Source organism: Bacillus sp. EB V-12 (genome assembly GCF_056158125.1).
The window spans coordinates 1-16,098 of sequence record NZ_JBUXJL010000013.1; the positions used below are offsets into that span (position 1 = coordinate 1).

Genomic DNA, 16,098 nt, shown 5'->3' on the forward strand with positions numbered 1-16,098 from the left:
ATAGCTGTAGAACGTGTTTTTACGAAAGAGATTTTAAAAAGAGCAGCGGGTTTGTTTCATGTAACAGTAGAAGAAAAGCCACTTGGAGATTTTGAGAATTATATTTTTAAGGCGAAGGGTGATAATGATGAAGATTATGTATTACGTTTAACACATTCTTCTCATCGTTCTAAACAAGAGGTAGAGGCTGAACTAGATTTTTTACGATATGTTGCGGAGAATGGGGCAAAGGTAGCAGGACCTCTTTATTCAACGTCTCGAAATCTCGTAGAAGAAATCGCAGCAGAGGATGGGACTTTCTTTTTCGCTTCTTTATTTATATATGCAAAAGGTGAGCAAGTAAAAGGAGCAGAATCGCCTTATTGGGGAGATGCTTATTTTGAAGCGTGGGGAAAAGCGATTGGGCAACTGCATCGCCTTACAATGGATTATCCTAAAACAGACTACCGTGATACGTGGGAAGAAGACGAAAGTGGAATTGTTAATGAATTAGAAGATGGTCAAGTGAAAGAGATTGCAGCGGTATTAATGGATGAAATTAAGGCTCTTCCAGTTGAAAGAGAAACGTTCGGTCTTATGCACGGTGATATTCATCAAGGTAATTTTCATTATGATGGTAAAGAGCTAACAATCTTTGATTTTGATGATGCTGCTTATAATTACTTTATACATGATTTAGCGATGGTTTTATACTACTCTGTTCTATTTACACCGTGGACAGCAGAAGAGAAGACAGATTTTGCTCGTAAACAGTTACAAGTGTTACGAAAAGGATATGAGTATGAGCACAGGCTGGCGGATAGTTGGTATGAATCGTTACCACTATTTTTACGTTTACGTGATATAGGTTTATATGGAACGCTTCAAAAGAAGTTTAAAGGGAAAGATATGCCTGATAACTTTTTGAAATTATCAGAAGAGCTATACGAAAGAATTATAAAAAGAGAAGCAATTGTGAATATATAATACATTTAGTTCAAAACAAAGTATATAAAACAAATATATACTTTGTTTTTTTATACAAAAATATGTTTACTTTATTAAAATAATATTGTCCTAGACTCAGTATACACTTATAATTTTATATATATTCTGAATATTCTTTATAAAGAAGGAGGGGGAATGTTGGAAACTTTCGTAAATTGGTTAAATAATATTGTTTGGAGTCCAGCACTTGTTTATTTATGTTTAGGAGTAGGTTTATATTTTTCTATTCGAACGAAGTTTTTACAAGTAAGACATGTAGGAGAAATGGTGAAGCTGACATTTCAAGGAGAAAAATCGGATGCTGGTGTTTCTTCATTCCAAGCGTTAGCACTTTCGTTATCAGGACGTGTTGGAACAGGAAATATCGCTGGTGTAGCAACAGCCGTTGCATTCGGTGGACCAGGAGCTGTATTTTGGATGTGGGCAGTAGCCTTTTTAGGAGCAGGATCAGCTTATGTAGAATCAACACTCGCGCAAATATATAAGACGAAACATCAAGGACAATTTCGTGGTGGACCTGCTTATTACATTGAAAAAGGTTTAGGTGTGAAATGGTATGCTTTAGTATTCGTTGCAGCGACAATTCTTGCAACGGGGCTTTTACTACCAGGTGTGCAAGCAAATAGTATTGCTGTAAGTTTAGAAACTGCTTTTGGTATTAATACTACCGCATCAGGGGCTATATTAGTTGTCGTATTAGCTCTTATCATTTTCGGTGGAGTAAAGCGAATTGTTAACGTAGCGCAAGTTGTCGTACCGTTTATGGCAATAGGCTATATTTTAGTAGCTTGCGTCATTGTTGCTATGAATATTGAAAAATTGCCAGAAGCATTTATGTTAATTATAAGAAGTGCATTTGCATTAGAAGCTGCTTTCGGTGGTATTATCGGTTTAGCAATCTCTTGGGGGGTAAAACGTGGTATTTATTCCAATGAAGCAGGACAAGGGACTGGACCACACGCAGCAGCTGCAGCCGAAGTATCACATCCAGCTAAGCAAGGTTTAGTACAAGCATTTTCCGTTTACATTGATACATTATTTGTTTGTTCAGCAACAGCATTTATGATGATTATTACAGGCATGTATAACGTATTTGATGCAAGCGGAAAAAACTTTATCGTTAATAAACTAAACGGCGCTCAGCCAGGACCAGGATATACACAGGCGGCGGTAGAATCTGTTTTCCCTGGATTTGGAAATGGTTTCGTTGCAATCTCGTTATTATTCTTCGCGTTTACAACAATTATGGCGTATTACTACATTGCAGAAACGAATATTGCGTACTTAAATCGCGATAAAGACCGTCCTTGGATGTCTATGGTACTAAAGTTTGTATTTTTAGGAGCTGTATTCTATGGATGTATAAAAACAGCAGCAACGGCTTGGGCTTTAGGCGACATTGGGGTGGGAATTATGGCATGGGTAAATATCATTGCGATTTTATTGTTACAAAAACCTGCATTAGTCGCATTAAAGGATTATGAAAAACAGAAAAAAGAAGGAAAAGATCCAGTATTCGATCCAGGGCCATTAGGAATTAAAAATGCTGATTTTTGGGAGCATGAATACGGGAAAGATAAGAAAGAAGAAGTATCTTAATCGAATAAAAATGAAGAAGCAAAGGGGAAACCCTTTGCTTTTTTTTATGGACAAATTGAAGCTAAAAGTTATTTTTGGGACTATTTTTGAATATAAAAAGAATGTACATGCATTGTTAGGGGAAGGGGGAGTATGTTGATAGAATTTCGTAATGTAAATAAATATTATGGTAACTTTCAAGTTTTGAAAAATATTAATGTGCAAGTGAAAAAAGGGGAAGTGGTAGTAGTTGTCGGGCCTTCAGGATCAGGAAAAAGTACATTGCTTCGATGTATAAATCAATTAGAGGCAATTACAGATGGAGAATTAATTGTACAAAATACAGAGGTACACAATAAAAAAACGGACATGAATGAATTGCGGCGAAATATTGGGATGGTCTTTCAACATTTTTATTTATACCCACATAAAACAGTTCTGCAAAATATTACATTGGCACCGATTAAAGTAAATAAAGTTTCCAAAGAAGAAGCAGAGAAAACAGCGATGTTTTATTTAGAGAAAGTAGGAATCCCGGAGAAGGCTAACGTATATCCGCATCAATTATCCGGAGGACAACAGCAACGGGTGGCAATTGCTAGAGGACTTGCAATGCAGCCGGAAATTATGCTATTCGATGAGCCTACGTCTGCTCTTGATCCAGAGATGATCGGGGAAGTACTTGATGTTATGAAAACGCTAGCTAAAGAAGGGATGACGATGGTCGTTGTCACGCATGAAATGGGATTTGCGCGAGAAGTAGCTGATCGGATTTTATTTATGGATGATGGTGAGATCATTGAGGATACAACACCGGCGCAATTTTTTGCGAGTCCTGAACAAGAAAGAGCACGTTTATTTTTAAGTCGAGTGTTAAATCATTAAAGGAGGAATTTTATGCTTAAAATGAAAAAGTTGTTCACCTTAATTGTATTTTCATGTTTATTCGTACTTGTCGTTGCTGGGTGCGGAAGTAAAAAAGATGAGGCGAAAGAAACGAATACGAAGCAAGGCGGGGCCGTTGAGCAAATTAAGAAGCGCGGGAAACTAGTAGTTGGGGTGAAGAATGATACGAACTTATTTGGATTGAAAAACCCTTCCACAGGGCAGGTAGAAGGATTTGATGTTGATGTTGCAAAGGCGCTTGCGAAAAAAATCCTCGGAGATGAAAAGAAACTAGAATTAAAAGAAGTAACGTCTAAAACGCGTATTCCACTCCTGAAAAACGGTGACATTGATGCAATTATCGCAACAATGACAATTACGGAAGAACGTAAAAAAGAGGTTGATTTTTCAGATGTATATTTTAAAGCAGGGCAGTCGTTACTCGTGAAAAAAGGGAGCAATATTAAAAGTATTGATGATGTGAAAAAGGGTGTGAAAGTGTTAGCCGTAAAAGGTTCAACATCGACAAATAACATTCGCCAAAAATCACCGGAAGCGACTGTTTTAGAATTTGAAAATTACAGTGAGGCATTTACGGCGTTAAAAGCAGGAAAAGGTGATGTTTTAACGACAGATAATGCAATTCTTTACGGCATGGCAAAACAAGATTCAAATTATGAAGTTGTAGGGAAAATTTTTACGGATGAACCATACGGAATTGCAGTGCAAAAAGGTGCAGATGATTTGACGAAAGAGATTAATAGCTTACTAAAAGATATGAAAGCGAATGGAGAATACGATAAATTGTATGAGAAATGGATTGGTCAAAAACAAGAGAAGTAAAGTGAAACTCTAATTAGTGGGGCTTTATTCTTATTGAAGAGTAAGAGGATGAGGGATGCTCATCCTCTTCTTGTAAAGAAAGAGGGGAGAATATGTGCCTGATTTTTCTATACTAACGAATAACATTGATATGTATTTAGAGGGCTTTAAATATACAGTGATGTCTAGTGTAATTGCATTAATAGGAAGCTTTATTTTAGGAGTAATTTTGGCGGTAATGCGTATTGCACCGATTCGCATTTTAAATTGGTTGGGAGCTGCTATTGTAGAATTTGTAAGAAATATTCCGCTCGTATTAATTGCATTTATATTTTATTTCGCTTTACCTGTAGTAGGAATTACTTTAAATGGTTTTGTAGCAGGAACAGCTACGCTTACCGTATATACGGCAGCTTTTATTGCTGAAGTCATTCGCGCTGGTATTTTATCAGTTGCGAAAGGGCAAATGGAAGCTGCTCGCTCTTCAGGGCTAACGTATGTGCAGGCGATGTATTATGTTGTGTTACCCCAAGCTGTGAAAATTGTAATTCCCCCTTTAGGAAACCAGTTTCTCAATTTAGTTAAAAACTCCTCAATACTTGGAATTATCGCTGGTACGGATTTAATGTATCAAGGAGATTTAATTTCAACGAAGACATTTGTTACGTTCGACGTCTATATATTTGTCGGGATGTTTTATTTAATATTAACAATTCCGCTCAGTATGCTAGTGCGTTATTTAGAAAAACGCTTAGCAAAGGAGGCGGTATAAATGGATTTTAAGGGAGCAATTACAGGAGATCATATTCTCTTTTTATTAAAAGGATTACTTATAACGTTAGAGGTAGCGCTCGTAGCAATTATACTTAGTTTTATTATTGGTAGCGTAATAGGAATATTGCGCTACATGAAAATCCCTGTCGTCTCACAAATATTAGGAATTGTCGTTGAAGTGATTCGAAACTTACCACTACTTTTAATTATATTTTTCACGTATTTTGCACTTCCAGAAGCAGGATTGAAATTAGAAATTATAACAGCTGTAATTGTTGCTTTAACAATATTTGAAGCAGCAATGATATCTGAAATTGTTCGAAGTGGCCTATTATCTATTGAAAAAGGACAGATTGAGGCCGCAAGATCTTCAGGATTAACGTATGTTCAAGCACTTTGGCATATTATTTTACCGCAAGCATTAAGAAGAATGGTCCCGCCGCTTGTTAGTCAGTTTATTTCATTGCTGAAAGATACATCACTAGCAGTCGTTATATCACTGCCAGAGCTTATGCATAATGCTCAAATTATTAGCGGACAAAATGTGAATTATACGATTCCAACGTTTATAGTAGTAGCTTGTATGTATTTTATCGTAAATTATAGTTTATCAATTTTATCGAGAAGGTTAGAACTCCGTTGACTCTTACAATATATGTAAGGGTTTTTTCCTTGTTTCTCCTTATTTTCCTCTAAATAGAATCTAAATCTTGCAATAATTCGATTTTTTATATTATTTTATCAGAAAAGTTTTAATTTTATATAGAAAATGTAATCGCTTTCGTGTATATTTTTATTATCAGAAAATTTTAACAAGATATAGGGGTATTGGTAGGGGGAGGATTTAGATGCAGCAACCAACGAATGAGAAATTACATCGTACGATGAAGAGTAGACATTTATTTATGATCGCACTAGGTGGTGTAATCGGAACTGGTTTTTTCTTAGGTTCAGGTTACACCATTAATCAGGCTGGACCAGGGGGAGCCATCCTTTCATATTTAGTAGGCGGATTTATTATGTATTTAACAATGCTTTGTCTTGGAGAGTTAACGGTAGCAATGCCAGTTTCAGGATCTTTCCAAAAGTATGCGACGAAGTTTATTGGACCAGGAACGGGTTTTATGATCGGCTGGCTATATTGGCTTGGCTGGGCAGTAACAGTAGGATTAGAATTAACGTCAATCGGTTTAATGATGAAAAGATGGTTTCCGAATGTTGATGTTTGGGTATGGTGCCTTGTATTCGGCGTTATTTTATATGCTTCAAACGCAATTTCGGCGAAAAGTTATGCTGAATTAGAATTTTGGTTCTCTAGTATTAAAGTAATTACAATTCTTGCATTTGTTGTTCTTGGTGGTAGTGCATTATTAGGGTTTATATCATATGACGGAAAAGAAGCAGCACCTCTTTTCTCTAACTTTGTAAGTGATGGTGGATTATTCCCGAATGGACTAGCTGCTGTATTACTTACAATGATTACAGTTAACTTCTCGTTCCAAGGAACAGAGTTAATCGGGATTGCAGCGGGAGAAAGTGAAAATCCAGAAAAAACAATTCCACGTGCGATCCGTAATACAGTATGGCGCATTATGTTATTCTTCATTTTAACAATGACGATTTTAGTAGGATTAATTTCTTGGAAAGAAGCAGGCGTAATTGAAAGTCCATTCGTAGTCGTATTTGATAAAATTGGTATTCCATACGCAGCTGATATTATGAACTTCGTTATTATTACTGCGTTATTATCTGTAGCGAACTCTGGATTATATGCAGCGACGCGTATACTATGGTCACTTGCAAATGAAGGAATGGCACCAACTTCCTTCCAGAAAGTAAATAAGCGTGGTATTCCAATTACAGCGCTAGTTGTAACGATTGCTGTAGCTGGCCTTTCTTTATTCACAAGTTTCCTTGCAGAAGATACAGTATACATGTACTTATTATCTATAGCTGGTTTATCGGCTGTTTCAAGTTGGATCATTATTGCTTTATCGCAACTTCGCTTTAGAAGTCAGTATATAAAAGGCGGAGGAAAGTTAGAGGACTTAAAGTATAGAACACCACTATACCCAATTGTCCCAATTTTAGCCTTAATTACAAATAGCATCGTTGTTATTAGTTTAGCGTTTATTCCTGAACAAAGAATGGCGTTATACTGTGGTATTCCATTTATCATTTTCTGCTATATATATTATTATATTAGTAAGAAACGGCAGAAACCGATGAAAGTGGAGATGGAAAAAACAAATGAAACTAACAATCAAACACGATGATATAGAAGCAGATTTATCGTATGGTCAATTAGCGATTGGAAAAGAAAACGGGTATTCACCTTTACAATTACTCATTTCTTCTATCGCAGGATGTAGTGCAATTGTCTTTCGAACAATTTTAGAAAAGAAACGTATTCCATATGATACGTTTACAATCGAAACTGAAATTGGTAGAAGTGAAGCTTTATCGAAGCCAGTTGAAAGTGTTCATTTGCACTATAAAATTAAAGCGCAAAACATTACAGAAGAGCAGCTGGACAAGGCGCTGCAACTTGCAGTGAAAAATTGTACGATTGTTCAATCTGTAAAAGATAGTATAAAGGTTACGGAAACAATTGAATTAATAAAGTGAAACTGTAATCAGTGGGAGTGTTTATCCCCCACTGATTACTAGTTGAACCAATCGGGCTTTTACGGGCAGTTGATCTCCTATTTCACTTCTTTGCTTTACAGCAGAATTTTGAGATAGGGATCTTACTGCCCGTTAATGCGGGATAAAATGAAACATAAAAACGTGAGAATACGGCTCTCACGTTTTTATGTTTTTAATAAAGGGAGAAAGTATGATGGAATGTTTAGGTTGTAAATTAGCAAACGAAGAGGAAAAAATATATAAAATATATGAAGATGACTATGTAACATGTTTTTTAGATCATGAACCTTTCTATCCGGGACATACTTTAATTGTGCCGAAGCAGCATGTTGTAGAAGTAGACGAATTAGATGATGTTGTAGCAAAATCCATTATGGATGCTTCTAAGCTGATTGCAAAAGCGATTAAGGTATTATATAAACCTGACGGAATTACGATTTGTCAAAATGGTGGAATCTTTAATGAACTTACGCACTATCATATGCATGTTGTACCAAGATATAAAGAGCGTTCATTTGCTGAGTTTTATACGGTACAATCGGGAGAAAAGAAGAATCATAATTTGGAAGAAATAAAGACGTTGTTAAAAGAAGAGATAGAGAAAATACTGCACACTAAAAAGGCGTAAGAGAATTTCTCTTACGCCTTTTTAGTCTTCATACATACTTAAAACTTCTTTCGCACGCATACGTAAACCATCTATCAATTCTGTCGGTTCTAAAACTTTTGCATCTTTTCCGAGTCTATAAAATAAAGGGGTAATAAAATTGATTTCTCCTTTATCAATTGTTGAATTTATATATCCTGTCCCATCCTCGTTTATTATAACGAATTCCTCAAGATAAGGGACGCTTTTACATTGGCGTACGCCTTCTGTTGTCAGTAAAACATGTAACTGAGTAGGGATGTGTACTACGTTAGAGTTAGAGGCAAACCACTCTTCTAAATTCATGAATGTATCCTCATTTTCTTCCGTTGATAATATGGAAAGAATACGATCGATGCGATACAGTAATACTTTTTTTCTACTGAAGTCATAGGACGGTAAATACCATAGCCCGTCATGAGCATATACACCGATAGGATGAACGTGTTTTGTTTTTAACCCCGATTTAGATTCGTATTGAAAGTGTAAATTTTTATTTTCAATAGCCGCGGTTAACACTTCGTTTAAAAGAGGTGTATCAATTGTGCGCTTAGGATTCCAAAAAGCGATGTAAGAACGTATTTTATCAACTTTCGTTTTTGCATCATGTTGTAGGGAGCTATACAGTTTATGTGTAACGGAATTGATTTCTGTGTTAAAAGGTAAGTCGCGATAGTAACTTAAAGATTGAAAAGCAAAAAAGATAGAGACTGCTTCTTCTTCCGTAAATAAAATAGGCGGAATTACTCTATTCGTTAATACTTTATAGCCGCCGTTACGACCTTGTTCTGCGTAAATGGGCAACCCCATATCACTTAAATCTAAAATGTATCTATGGACAGTACGAACGGAGATATTAAATTCATCAGCTATTTCTTGCGCTGTAAATGTCTTTTTGGCAGAAGCAAATATAAGAATATCTAATAAGCGTTTAGCTTTTGACAAATGTATCACCTTTTTTCTTTTTAACATGACATAAATTGTCATGTTTTATTGTTAGTATATTGTTTACATCATATGTTATCAAGATGAGATGCAAGGAGGAAAAGATATGTCACGTGAAATAGTTTTATTTATTGCGGCGAGCTTAGATGGATATATTGCGAAAGAAAATGATGATTTAGAGTGGTTAATGGAAACAGAAGGAGAGGGAGATAACGGTTATACAGAAATGTATGAAACAATTGATACAATAATTATGGGAAAGAAAACGTACGACTATGTAGTAGAGCATACGGAAACATTCCCGTACTTAGATAAATCATGTTATATTTTTTCTCGTTCAGAAAAAGGTTCAGACGGAAACGTAGAGTTTGTAAATGAAGATGTAGTGGAGTTTACAAAAAGGTTAAAAGCAAAAGAAGGATCTAAAATATGGATGGTTGGTGGAGGAGAGCTACTGAGAGAATTCTTTAAGAATAATCTAATTGATGAATATATTGTTACGATTACACCGCATATATTAGGTTCTGGAGTTCCGTTATTTCAAGACAAGAACCCAGAAATTAATTTAACTTTGACGGATACGAAACGTTTTGGGCAATTTGTAAATTTATATTATAAAGTAAAATGATAAAGTGAAACTTTAATCAGTGGGGGTTTTGTTCATCTCCCACTGATTATTAGTTGAACCAATCGGGCTTTTACGGGCAGTTGATCCCCCACCTAACTTCTTTGCTTCCGCTGAATTTTGATGTAGGGGTCTTACTGCCCGTTAATGCGGGATAAAGAAACACGACTACTGATGGTAGTCGTGTTTCTTTACAGATGGTAATGAAATGATAAAACAAGATCCATGATCAACTTCACTCGTGACAGTAATCGTCCCGCCGTGTAGCTCTACAATTTCTTTCACGATAGATAGTCCTAAACCAGTTCCGCCTGTAGCTCGTGATCTTGCTTTATCAACTCGATAAAAGCGTTCGAAAATGTGAGGGAGGTCTTCAAGCGGAATACCTTCGCCTTCATCTTCAATTGCAATGGAAATATGTTTATGTTCTTCTGTAACAGAAATGTTTATATGAGAATGCTCTTTTGAATGTCTATAAGCGTTATTTAAAATATTCACCACAACTTGTTCGAATCGTTGTTCATCTAAGTTTACTAGCAGTGTAGGAGGACAAGAGAAAGAAACTTTAATGTACCTTTCTTTATACATGGCGTTTACTTTTTCACATATACGCGTAAGGAAGGTGTGTAAATGCACTTCCTTTACTTGAATAGAAAAGTTATGTTGTTCCATTTGTGCAAGTGAAAATAAATCTTGAACTAAGTTTGTAATGTAATCAGACTCATCTTTTATAATTGATAAATATCGCAAACGTTGTTCAGAAGGGGTGCTTTCTTTTAAAGCAATGTCAGCATAACCTCTTACGTATGTTAACGGTGTTCGTAATTCGTGAGCAACACTTGCTAGAAATTCACTTCGCTCTGTTTTCATATAATGCAAATCATTTGCGAGCGTTTGAATAGATGATGCCAGTTCACCAATTTCATCATTACGAGTAGTCGTTAACGAAACGGACAAATCGCCTTTACTCATTTTTTCAGTTGCATGTTTCATGTGTAACAATGGTTTTGTTAATAAACGTGATAATAGGAAAATTGTGATGACTGTGAGTAGAAATGTGATGGCACCAGCAATAATGAATTGTTTCGTTAATCCATTAACTAACTTTTCAATTGATTCTGTTCCAAGAAACATGTACACATAGCCTTCATGTTTTCCATCTACTACAATGGGGCTAACTGTACATATATAATTAGATGTTTTCCAATGATTTTCTATAATCGCTCCATTATGGTCTGTTCGAGTTTGCATTTTACTAATATGATCGTTTATAGTCGTGTTTATTTCGTTAGATTTAGCTAGTATTTCTTTATTTGCATTTGTAATAACGACAGTTGTTTCAGCTTCAGATTCCATTAATGCTACGTGAGAGATGGTTTGCTCATCGTAATATTTTTCAAGTACATCTCGATGACTATTTCCTCGCTTTAATAAAGCTGTCATTTCTTCATTTACTCTAGTGTTGACAAGACTATAATAGAGCAAAATAAAGAGAACACTTTCAATTAAAAGTGTAACAATTAAAAAATAAAATCCGAATTGAATTGAAATTCGTTTCATCGTTTTGCCCCTTACTGTTCAGTATCAATCCATCGATAACCTATTCCATACACGGTTTTTAAATGATGATCAATAGGGAAATTTGCTTTTCGCAATTTATCACGTAAATTACGAATATGTGAATCGACTGTGCGATCTTCTGTATTTGTGTTTAATCCCCAAATTCGTTCGATGAGCTGATCACGGTTTAATACGTAGTTCACATGGCGTAAAAATAATCCGAGTAAAGAAAATTCAATTGGTGTGAGAAGGAGTTCTTCATTATGGACAGAAACGAAGTGTTTTGTTTCATCCCATACAATACCGTGATATTGGATTTGTTTATGTTCATTTGTACGTCTTAAAACGGCTTCAATTCTTGCGAAAAGTTCTTCTTCATGGAAAGGTTTCGTTACGTAATCATCGGCTCCAATTTTTAATCCTTGAACGACATCTACTGTTTGATCACGAGCTGTAACCATAATAATAGGAATGTTACTAAAAGATCGGATTTTTTTGCACGTTTCCCATCCGTCCATCTTTGGCATCATAATATCGAGTAAAACAAATTTAAAGTTTCGATTTTCTATATGTAAAATAGCTTCTTCTCCTGAAGTCGCACATACGCAGTTATATCCAATTGGTGTAAGATAAAGCGTTAATAATTCAAGCATTCTCGGTTCATCGTCTACGAGCAGTATATCAATCATAGAGAGCCCTCCATATTTATAATCGTTACTTAAAGTGTAATGCAAAATCATGAAGAAATGGTGCAGATTATGATGTGTCTGCATAATTTCTTCAGAATTGCTTGTTATTGTGGAGTTGAAATTACATTTTAGGTAATCATATTGGCTCAAAAATGATTAATACGGAGGCGGTATAGTGAAAAAAATGACCCGAATTTTTGGGATAACAATAATTACAGCAGTTGGTCTTGCTGCATGCGGACAAACGAATACAGACCATAAAAACCATGAATCTACAAAAGAGAAGAAAACAGAGCAAAAGGAAATGAAAATGCATCAGGAGGTAACGGCGCCAAAAGAAATGAACCAAGGTGCATCTAATGATTTATTAACGACAAGTTTAAAAAATGTAACGAGATTAAACACAAATGATCCTTCGCAAATGGCAGTATTAACTTCGCAAACGATATGGCCAGCAACTCATAAGGAGAACCAGCCAGGTGCTGTTATTTTAGTACCAGCAAGCGAGTGGCAATTAGGTATTGCGAGTGCAGATCTTATTCATCATCCGAATAACGGGCCCATTTTATTTATAGAAAAAGAAAAGATACCGGAAATGACGTTAAAAGAAATAAAACGATTAAATCCAATCGGAACGAAAGATGGAACACAAATTATGGTGATGGGAGATGTGGGTACTAGCGCGCTTGAACAATTAAAAGGTTATAAAGTAAAACAAATAAAAGAAACGGACCCAGCTATATTTGCGAAGGATGTTGATAAGGAGTATGCCGATATAACAGGAAGCTACCCAAATAGTGTTATTATCGGTTCGTCTGCAGAAGAAGGACGTTTATATACAACCCCCGCTGTAAATTGGATTTCTCATATGCCGGAACCACTACTCTATACAGAAAAGAATAAAGTGCCAGAAGCGACAATAGAGGCACTAAAAATGAGAAAAGATAAAGCAAATATATATGTATTAGGGCCAGAAAAAATTGTTTCAAAAGAAGTAGAAAAAGAGCTAAGCAAATACGGGAAAGTAACGCGTATTAGTGGAGAGACCCCTACAGAAAACTCGATTGCGTTCGCTAAATTTAAAGATGAAAAAACAAAATTTGGCTGGGGATTCACAAAACCTGGTCACGGTTTATCATTTGTTTCAAGTAAAACACCAGATTTAGCAGTTGCTGGGGCACCTTTTTCACATATGGGTAAACATGCACCTGTTGTATTATTAGAAGAAGGTAAAGCTTCACAACCAGTGTATGACTTCCTTGCTACTATTCAGCCGAAATTTAAAGATGATCCAACGCTTGGACCGTATAATCATGGTTTCTTATTAGGAAGTACGAGTGATATTTCATTTGAAACACAAAGTATATTGGATGAGAGGTTAGAGATTGTACAAGAAAGTGGTCAAGGGCACGGTGGACATTAATGAAATGAGAGAAGACGCTATGAAGGTAGCGTCTTTTTTTAGGAAACTTTTACATAGCGCAAAATCCTCTACTCGTTATATAATAGCCTTCGTGCAGTCGGCTTAGATTTTCTTATGGAGAAAATCAAATGAGAAAAGAGTAGAGGAGTGGTATTTTGTTTCAAACGATAAAAAATGATTGGTTCTCCAACGTGAAAGGAGATGTGCTATCAGGAATTGTCGTTGCTTTAGCGTTAATTCCTGAAGCGATCGCTTTCTCAGTTATTGCAGGTGTGGATCCGACCGTTGGATTATACGCAGCCTTTTGTATTGCAGTTACCATTTCATTTGTTGGCGGAAGAACTGGGATGATTTCAGCTGCAACAGGTGCAATGGCATTGTTAATGGTGACGCTCGTGAAAGATCATGGTTTGCAATATTTATTTGCTACAACGATATTAACGGGGATTGTCCAAATTATTTTTGGTGTGTTCAAACTGAGCTCATTTATGAAGTTTGTTCCGAAATCTGTTATGAGTGGTTTTTTAAATTCACTTGGAATTTTAGTTTTTACAGCGCAATTGCCACATTTTAAAAATGCCGCTTGGCAAATGTATGCACTTGTTGCATTAGGACTTGTAATTATATATGTATTCCCACGTATTACGACGGCTGTACCGTCTACACTTATTTCTATTATTATTGTGACAAGTATTGCAATTATGAGCGGATTACAGTTAAAAACAGTAGGGGATATGGGAAGCTTGCCGAAAGAATTACCGTTCTTTAGCATGCCTGATGTGCCTTTTACACTTGAGACATTAGGGATTATTTTACCGTACGCAGTTATGCTTGCAATTATCGGTTTACTAGAGTCTTTATTAACAGCGTCAGTTTTAGATGATATGACGCATACGGAAAGTAATAAACATAAAGAAGCACGTGGGCAAGGTATTGCAAACATTGTTGCTGGTTTCTTCGGAGGAATGGCAGGATGTGCAATGATTGGACAATCTGTTATTAATATTAAATCAGGTGGACGCGGTCGTTTATCAACATTTGTAGCAGGCGGATTTTTAATCGTATTACTATTCGTTTTAGGTGACTATGTCGTGCATATTCCGATGGCAGCATTAGTTGCAGTTATGATTATGGTTTCAATCGGAACATTTGATTGGAACTCTGTAACAACGATTCATAAAGTACCAAAAGGGAATGCATTTGTTATGATCGTAACAGTTGTGATTGTCTTAATTACACATAATTTAGCATTAGGTGTAATTATCGGAACAGTAATTAGTGCGGTTTTATTTGCATTCAATATGGCAAAGATTCACGTGAAACATTTATATATTGAAAATAAGAAAATATACGAAATTCATGGTCAACTTTTCTTTGCATCTACAGCGGACCTTATAAATCACTTTTCATTTGAGAAAGATGTAAAAGAAATTGAGTTGAATTTTACTCGCGCACACGTATGGGATGATTCAGCGGTAGCAGCAATTGATAAAGTTATTATGAAGTATGAACAAAGTGGCGTGAAAGTAAGTATAACGGGATTAAATGAACGAAGCTCGAAGATTATTTCAAATTTAGCTACTTATAATAAAAGAATTGCTAGTTAGAAGCCTCCTTTTTAGGGGGCTTTACTATATAATATGAGTAGGATAACGAAAAGGGGATTCAGCATATGTACAAACAAATTATATTAGCATGTGACGGTTCTGAACATGCACTTCGAGCAGCGGAACATGCAACATATATTGCAAAATGTAGCGAAGAAACAAATGTTGAAGTTGTGTACGTAGTAGATAATAGAACGGCAAAATCAGATATTATACAAGGTCAAACAGATTTAGAAACAATATCAGCTAGTCGAAAAGATAAATTAAAAGAGATTGAAGGTTTATTAAAGAAAGAGAACATTTCTTATACAATTACGATATTACATGGTGATCCTGGAGATACAATTGTTCAATATGTAAATACAGGAGATATAGATCTTGTCATTGCTGGAAGTAGAGGGCTCAATACACTGCAAGAAATGGTGCTGGGAAGTGTAAGTCATAAAATAGCAAAGCGTGTGAAATGTCCAGTGATGATTGTAAAATGAAATAGAATGTAACGAAGATCTTAGTATAACTGAGGTCTTTTTTTATGTATAAATGACTCTTATTTGTGGAAATACTAGATATATAAGTTGAAAAGATGTTAACTTACAAATTTGTAAGTTAGTTGTTAGAGAAATCGATGTTATGAGATTTTTCCCATTGGTAAAATAAAAGTATCAAAGGGGAGATAGGGAGGATGGAAGTAATGAAATCATTTCAAAATTTGTCATATAGTCAAGGGGTAAGCTTAATTTGTCTAGGGGGATTTGCTGCATCTGTTACGTTAGCTGTTTTAATAAAGGTGTTTCATCAAATCTTTTAATTTTATAGTAGGGAAGGAATTGGTTGTTATCATTAGTAGGAACAGCAATGAAAATAAAAAATAGCTCTTAGCATGTATGTAAATGCTAAGAGCTATTTTT

The 16,098-nt window shown here is 35.6% G+C and carries 16 protein-coding genes and 1 pseudogene; 14 read left to right on the top strand and 3 right to left on the bottom strand.

Features of this window, described 5'->3' with window-relative positions; genetic code table 11:
• From ACZDYH_RS26145 to ACZDYH_RS26185, 9 genes and pseudogenes are all read left to right on the top strand, one after another.
• On the top strand, positions 1–966 hold a 966-nt coding region (locus ACZDYH_RS26145; protein ID WP_474887506.1), incomplete at its 5' end, for a phosphotransferase enzyme family protein.
• 159 nt (positions 967–1,125) lie between these two features.
• On the top strand, positions 1,126–2,586 hold the full coding sequence (locus tag ACZDYH_RS26150; protein WP_434713468.1) for an alanine/glycine:cation symporter family protein: 1,461 nt from the start codon (positions 1,126–1,128) through the stop codon (positions 2,584–2,586).
• Positions 2,531–3,450 (top strand): annotated as a pseudogene (locus tag ACZDYH_RS26155) (amino acid ABC transporter ATP-binding protein). The gene ACZDYH_RS26150 and the pseudogene ACZDYH_RS26155 overlap by 56 nt, the downstream one beginning before the upstream one ends.
• A 12-nt stretch (positions 3,451–3,462) precedes the next feature.
• Positions 3,463–4,293: a glutamine ABC transporter substrate-binding protein GlnH gene (glnH, locus tag ACZDYH_RS26160; protein WP_000916488.1), complete on the top strand. Its 831-nt coding sequence runs from the start codon at positions 3,463–3,465 to the stop codon at positions 4,291–4,293.
• Positions 4,294–4,387: 94 nt separating this feature from the next.
• Positions 4,388–5,044, top strand: a complete 657-nt coding sequence (locus ACZDYH_RS26165; RefSeq protein ID WP_001112676.1) for an amino acid ABC transporter permease — start codon at positions 4,388–4,390, stop codon at positions 5,042–5,044.
• A complete protein-coding gene (locus ACZDYH_RS26170; RefSeq protein ID WP_000345965.1) occupies positions 5,045–5,689 on the top strand; it encodes an amino acid ABC transporter permease in 645 nt (214 codons plus the stop codon). It abuts the gene before it with no gap.
• 205 nt (positions 5,690–5,894) lie between these two features.
• A complete protein-coding gene (locus ACZDYH_RS26175; protein WP_001187097.1) occupies positions 5,895–7,322 on the top strand; it encodes an amino acid permease in 1,428 nt (475 codons plus the stop codon).
• Positions 7,297–7,674 carry an OsmC family protein gene (locus tag ACZDYH_RS26180; RefSeq protein WP_069604275.1) on the top strand — a complete coding sequence of 126 codons (378 nt, stop codon included), beginning with the start codon at positions 7,297–7,299 and terminating at the stop codon, positions 7,672–7,674. Before ACZDYH_RS26175 ends, ACZDYH_RS26180 begins: the two co-directional genes overlap by 26 nt.
• A gap of 187 nt (positions 7,675–7,861) precedes the next feature.
• Positions 7,862–8,323 carry an HIT family protein gene (locus tag ACZDYH_RS26185; protein WP_434713471.1) on the top strand — a complete coding sequence of 154 codons (462 nt, stop codon included), beginning with the start codon at positions 7,862–7,864 and terminating at the stop codon, positions 8,321–8,323.
• A 21-nt stretch (positions 8,324–8,344) separates the two neighbouring features.
• Here the strand turns inward: ACZDYH_RS26185 and ACZDYH_RS26190 are convergent, their stop codons facing one another.
• Complete coding sequence (locus ACZDYH_RS26190; RefSeq protein WP_171009799.1) at positions 8,345–9,328, bottom strand: helix-turn-helix transcriptional regulator; 984 nt, start codon at positions 9,326–9,328, stop codon at positions 8,345–8,347.
• Positions 9,329–9,392: 64 nt separating this feature from the next.
• On the opposite strand from ACZDYH_RS26190, the gene ACZDYH_RS26195 reads away from it, so the two are divergent.
• Positions 9,393–9,914, top strand: coding sequence for a dihydrofolate reductase family protein (locus ACZDYH_RS26195; RefSeq protein WP_000085782.1), 522 nt, complete (start codon positions 9,393–9,395; stop codon positions 9,912–9,914).
• A gap of 165 nt (positions 9,915–10,079) precedes the next feature.
• On the opposite strand, the gene ACZDYH_RS26200 is transcribed toward ACZDYH_RS26195, so the two are convergent.
• Together ACZDYH_RS26200 and ACZDYH_RS26205 are read right to left on the bottom strand one after the other, a co-directional pair.
• A complete protein-coding gene (locus ACZDYH_RS26200) occupies positions 10,080–11,471 on the bottom strand; it encodes a sensor histidine kinase (RefSeq protein ID WP_000822528.1) in 1,392 nt (463 codons plus the stop codon).
• A gap of 11 nt (positions 11,472–11,482) precedes the next feature.
• Entirely contained in the window at positions 11,483–12,160 is a 678-nt protein-coding gene (locus tag ACZDYH_RS26205) for a response regulator transcription factor (RefSeq protein ID WP_006918011.1), read from the bottom strand.
• Positions 12,161–12,335: 175 nt separating this feature from the next.
• Between ACZDYH_RS26205 and ACZDYH_RS26210 the strand changes: the two genes are divergently transcribed.
• The 4 genes from ACZDYH_RS26210 (at position 12,336) to ACZDYH_RS26225 (ending at position 15,998) form a co-directional block, all read left to right on the top strand.
• Positions 12,336–13,583 (top strand): cell wall-binding repeat-containing protein, encoded by a 1,248-nt coding sequence (locus ACZDYH_RS26210; RefSeq protein ID WP_434713475.1) that lies wholly within the window; start codon positions 12,336–12,338, stop codon positions 13,581–13,583.
• A gap of 155 nt (positions 13,584–13,738) precedes the next feature.
• Positions 13,739–15,190 carry a SulP family inorganic anion transporter gene (locus ACZDYH_RS26215; protein WP_434713477.1) on the top strand — a complete coding sequence of 484 codons (1,452 nt, stop codon included), beginning with the start codon at positions 13,739–13,741 and terminating at the stop codon, positions 15,188–15,190.
• 65 nt (positions 15,191–15,255) lie between these two features.
• Positions 15,256–15,678, top strand: coding sequence for a universal stress protein (locus ACZDYH_RS26220; RefSeq protein WP_000277999.1), 423 nt, complete (start codon positions 15,256–15,258; stop codon positions 15,676–15,678).
• A 203-nt stretch (positions 15,679–15,881) separates the two neighbouring features.
• Entirely contained in the window at positions 15,882–15,998 is a 117-nt protein-coding gene (locus tag ACZDYH_RS26225) for a DUF4027 family protein (RefSeq protein ID WP_000834733.1), read from the top strand.
• The last annotated feature ends 100 nt before the right edge of the window (positions 15,999–16,098 follow it).

What these genes read in the sequence shown, in the direction of transcription:
- glnH (WP_000916488.1), top strand. Translation starts at nt 3,463, where the DNA reads ATGCTTAAAATGAAAAAGTTGTTCACCTTAATTGTATTTTCATGTTTA.
- ACZDYH_RS26170 (WP_000345965.1), top strand. Translation starts at nt 5,045, where the DNA reads ATGGATTTTAAGGGAGCAATTACAGGAGATCATATTCTCTTTTTATTA.
- ACZDYH_RS26175 (WP_001187097.1), top strand. Translation starts at nt 5,895, where the DNA reads ATGCAGCAACCAACGAATGAGAAATTACATCGTACGATGAAGAGTAGA.
- ACZDYH_RS26180 (WP_069604275.1), top strand. Translation starts at nt 7,297, where the DNA reads ATGAAACTAACAATCAAACACGATGATATAGAAGCAGATTTATCGTAT.
- ACZDYH_RS26185 (WP_434713471.1), top strand. Translation starts at nt 7,862, where the DNA reads ATGTTTTTAATAAAGGGAGAAAGTATGATGGAATGTTTAGGTTGTAAA.
- ACZDYH_RS26190 (WP_171009799.1), bottom strand. Translation starts at nt 9,328, where the DNA reads ATGACAATTTATGTCATGTTAAAAAGAAAAAAGGTGATACATTTGTCA.
- ACZDYH_RS26195 (WP_000085782.1), top strand. Translation starts at nt 9,393, where the DNA reads ATGTCACGTGAAATAGTTTTATTTATTGCGGCGAGCTTAGATGGATAT.
- ACZDYH_RS26200 (WP_000822528.1), bottom strand. Translation starts at nt 11,471, where the DNA reads ATGAAACGAATTTCAATTCAATTCGGATTTTATTTTTTAATTGTTACA.
- ACZDYH_RS26205 (WP_006918011.1), bottom strand. Translation starts at nt 12,160, where the DNA reads ATGATTGATATACTGCTCGTAGACGATGAACCGAGAATGCTTGAATTA.
- ACZDYH_RS26220 (WP_000277999.1), top strand. Translation starts at nt 15,256, where the DNA reads ATGTACAAACAAATTATATTAGCATGTGACGGTTCTGAACATGCACTT.
- ACZDYH_RS26225 (WP_000834733.1), top strand. Translation starts at nt 15,882, where the DNA reads ATGAAATCATTTCAAAATTTGTCATATAGTCAAGGGGTAAGCTTAATT.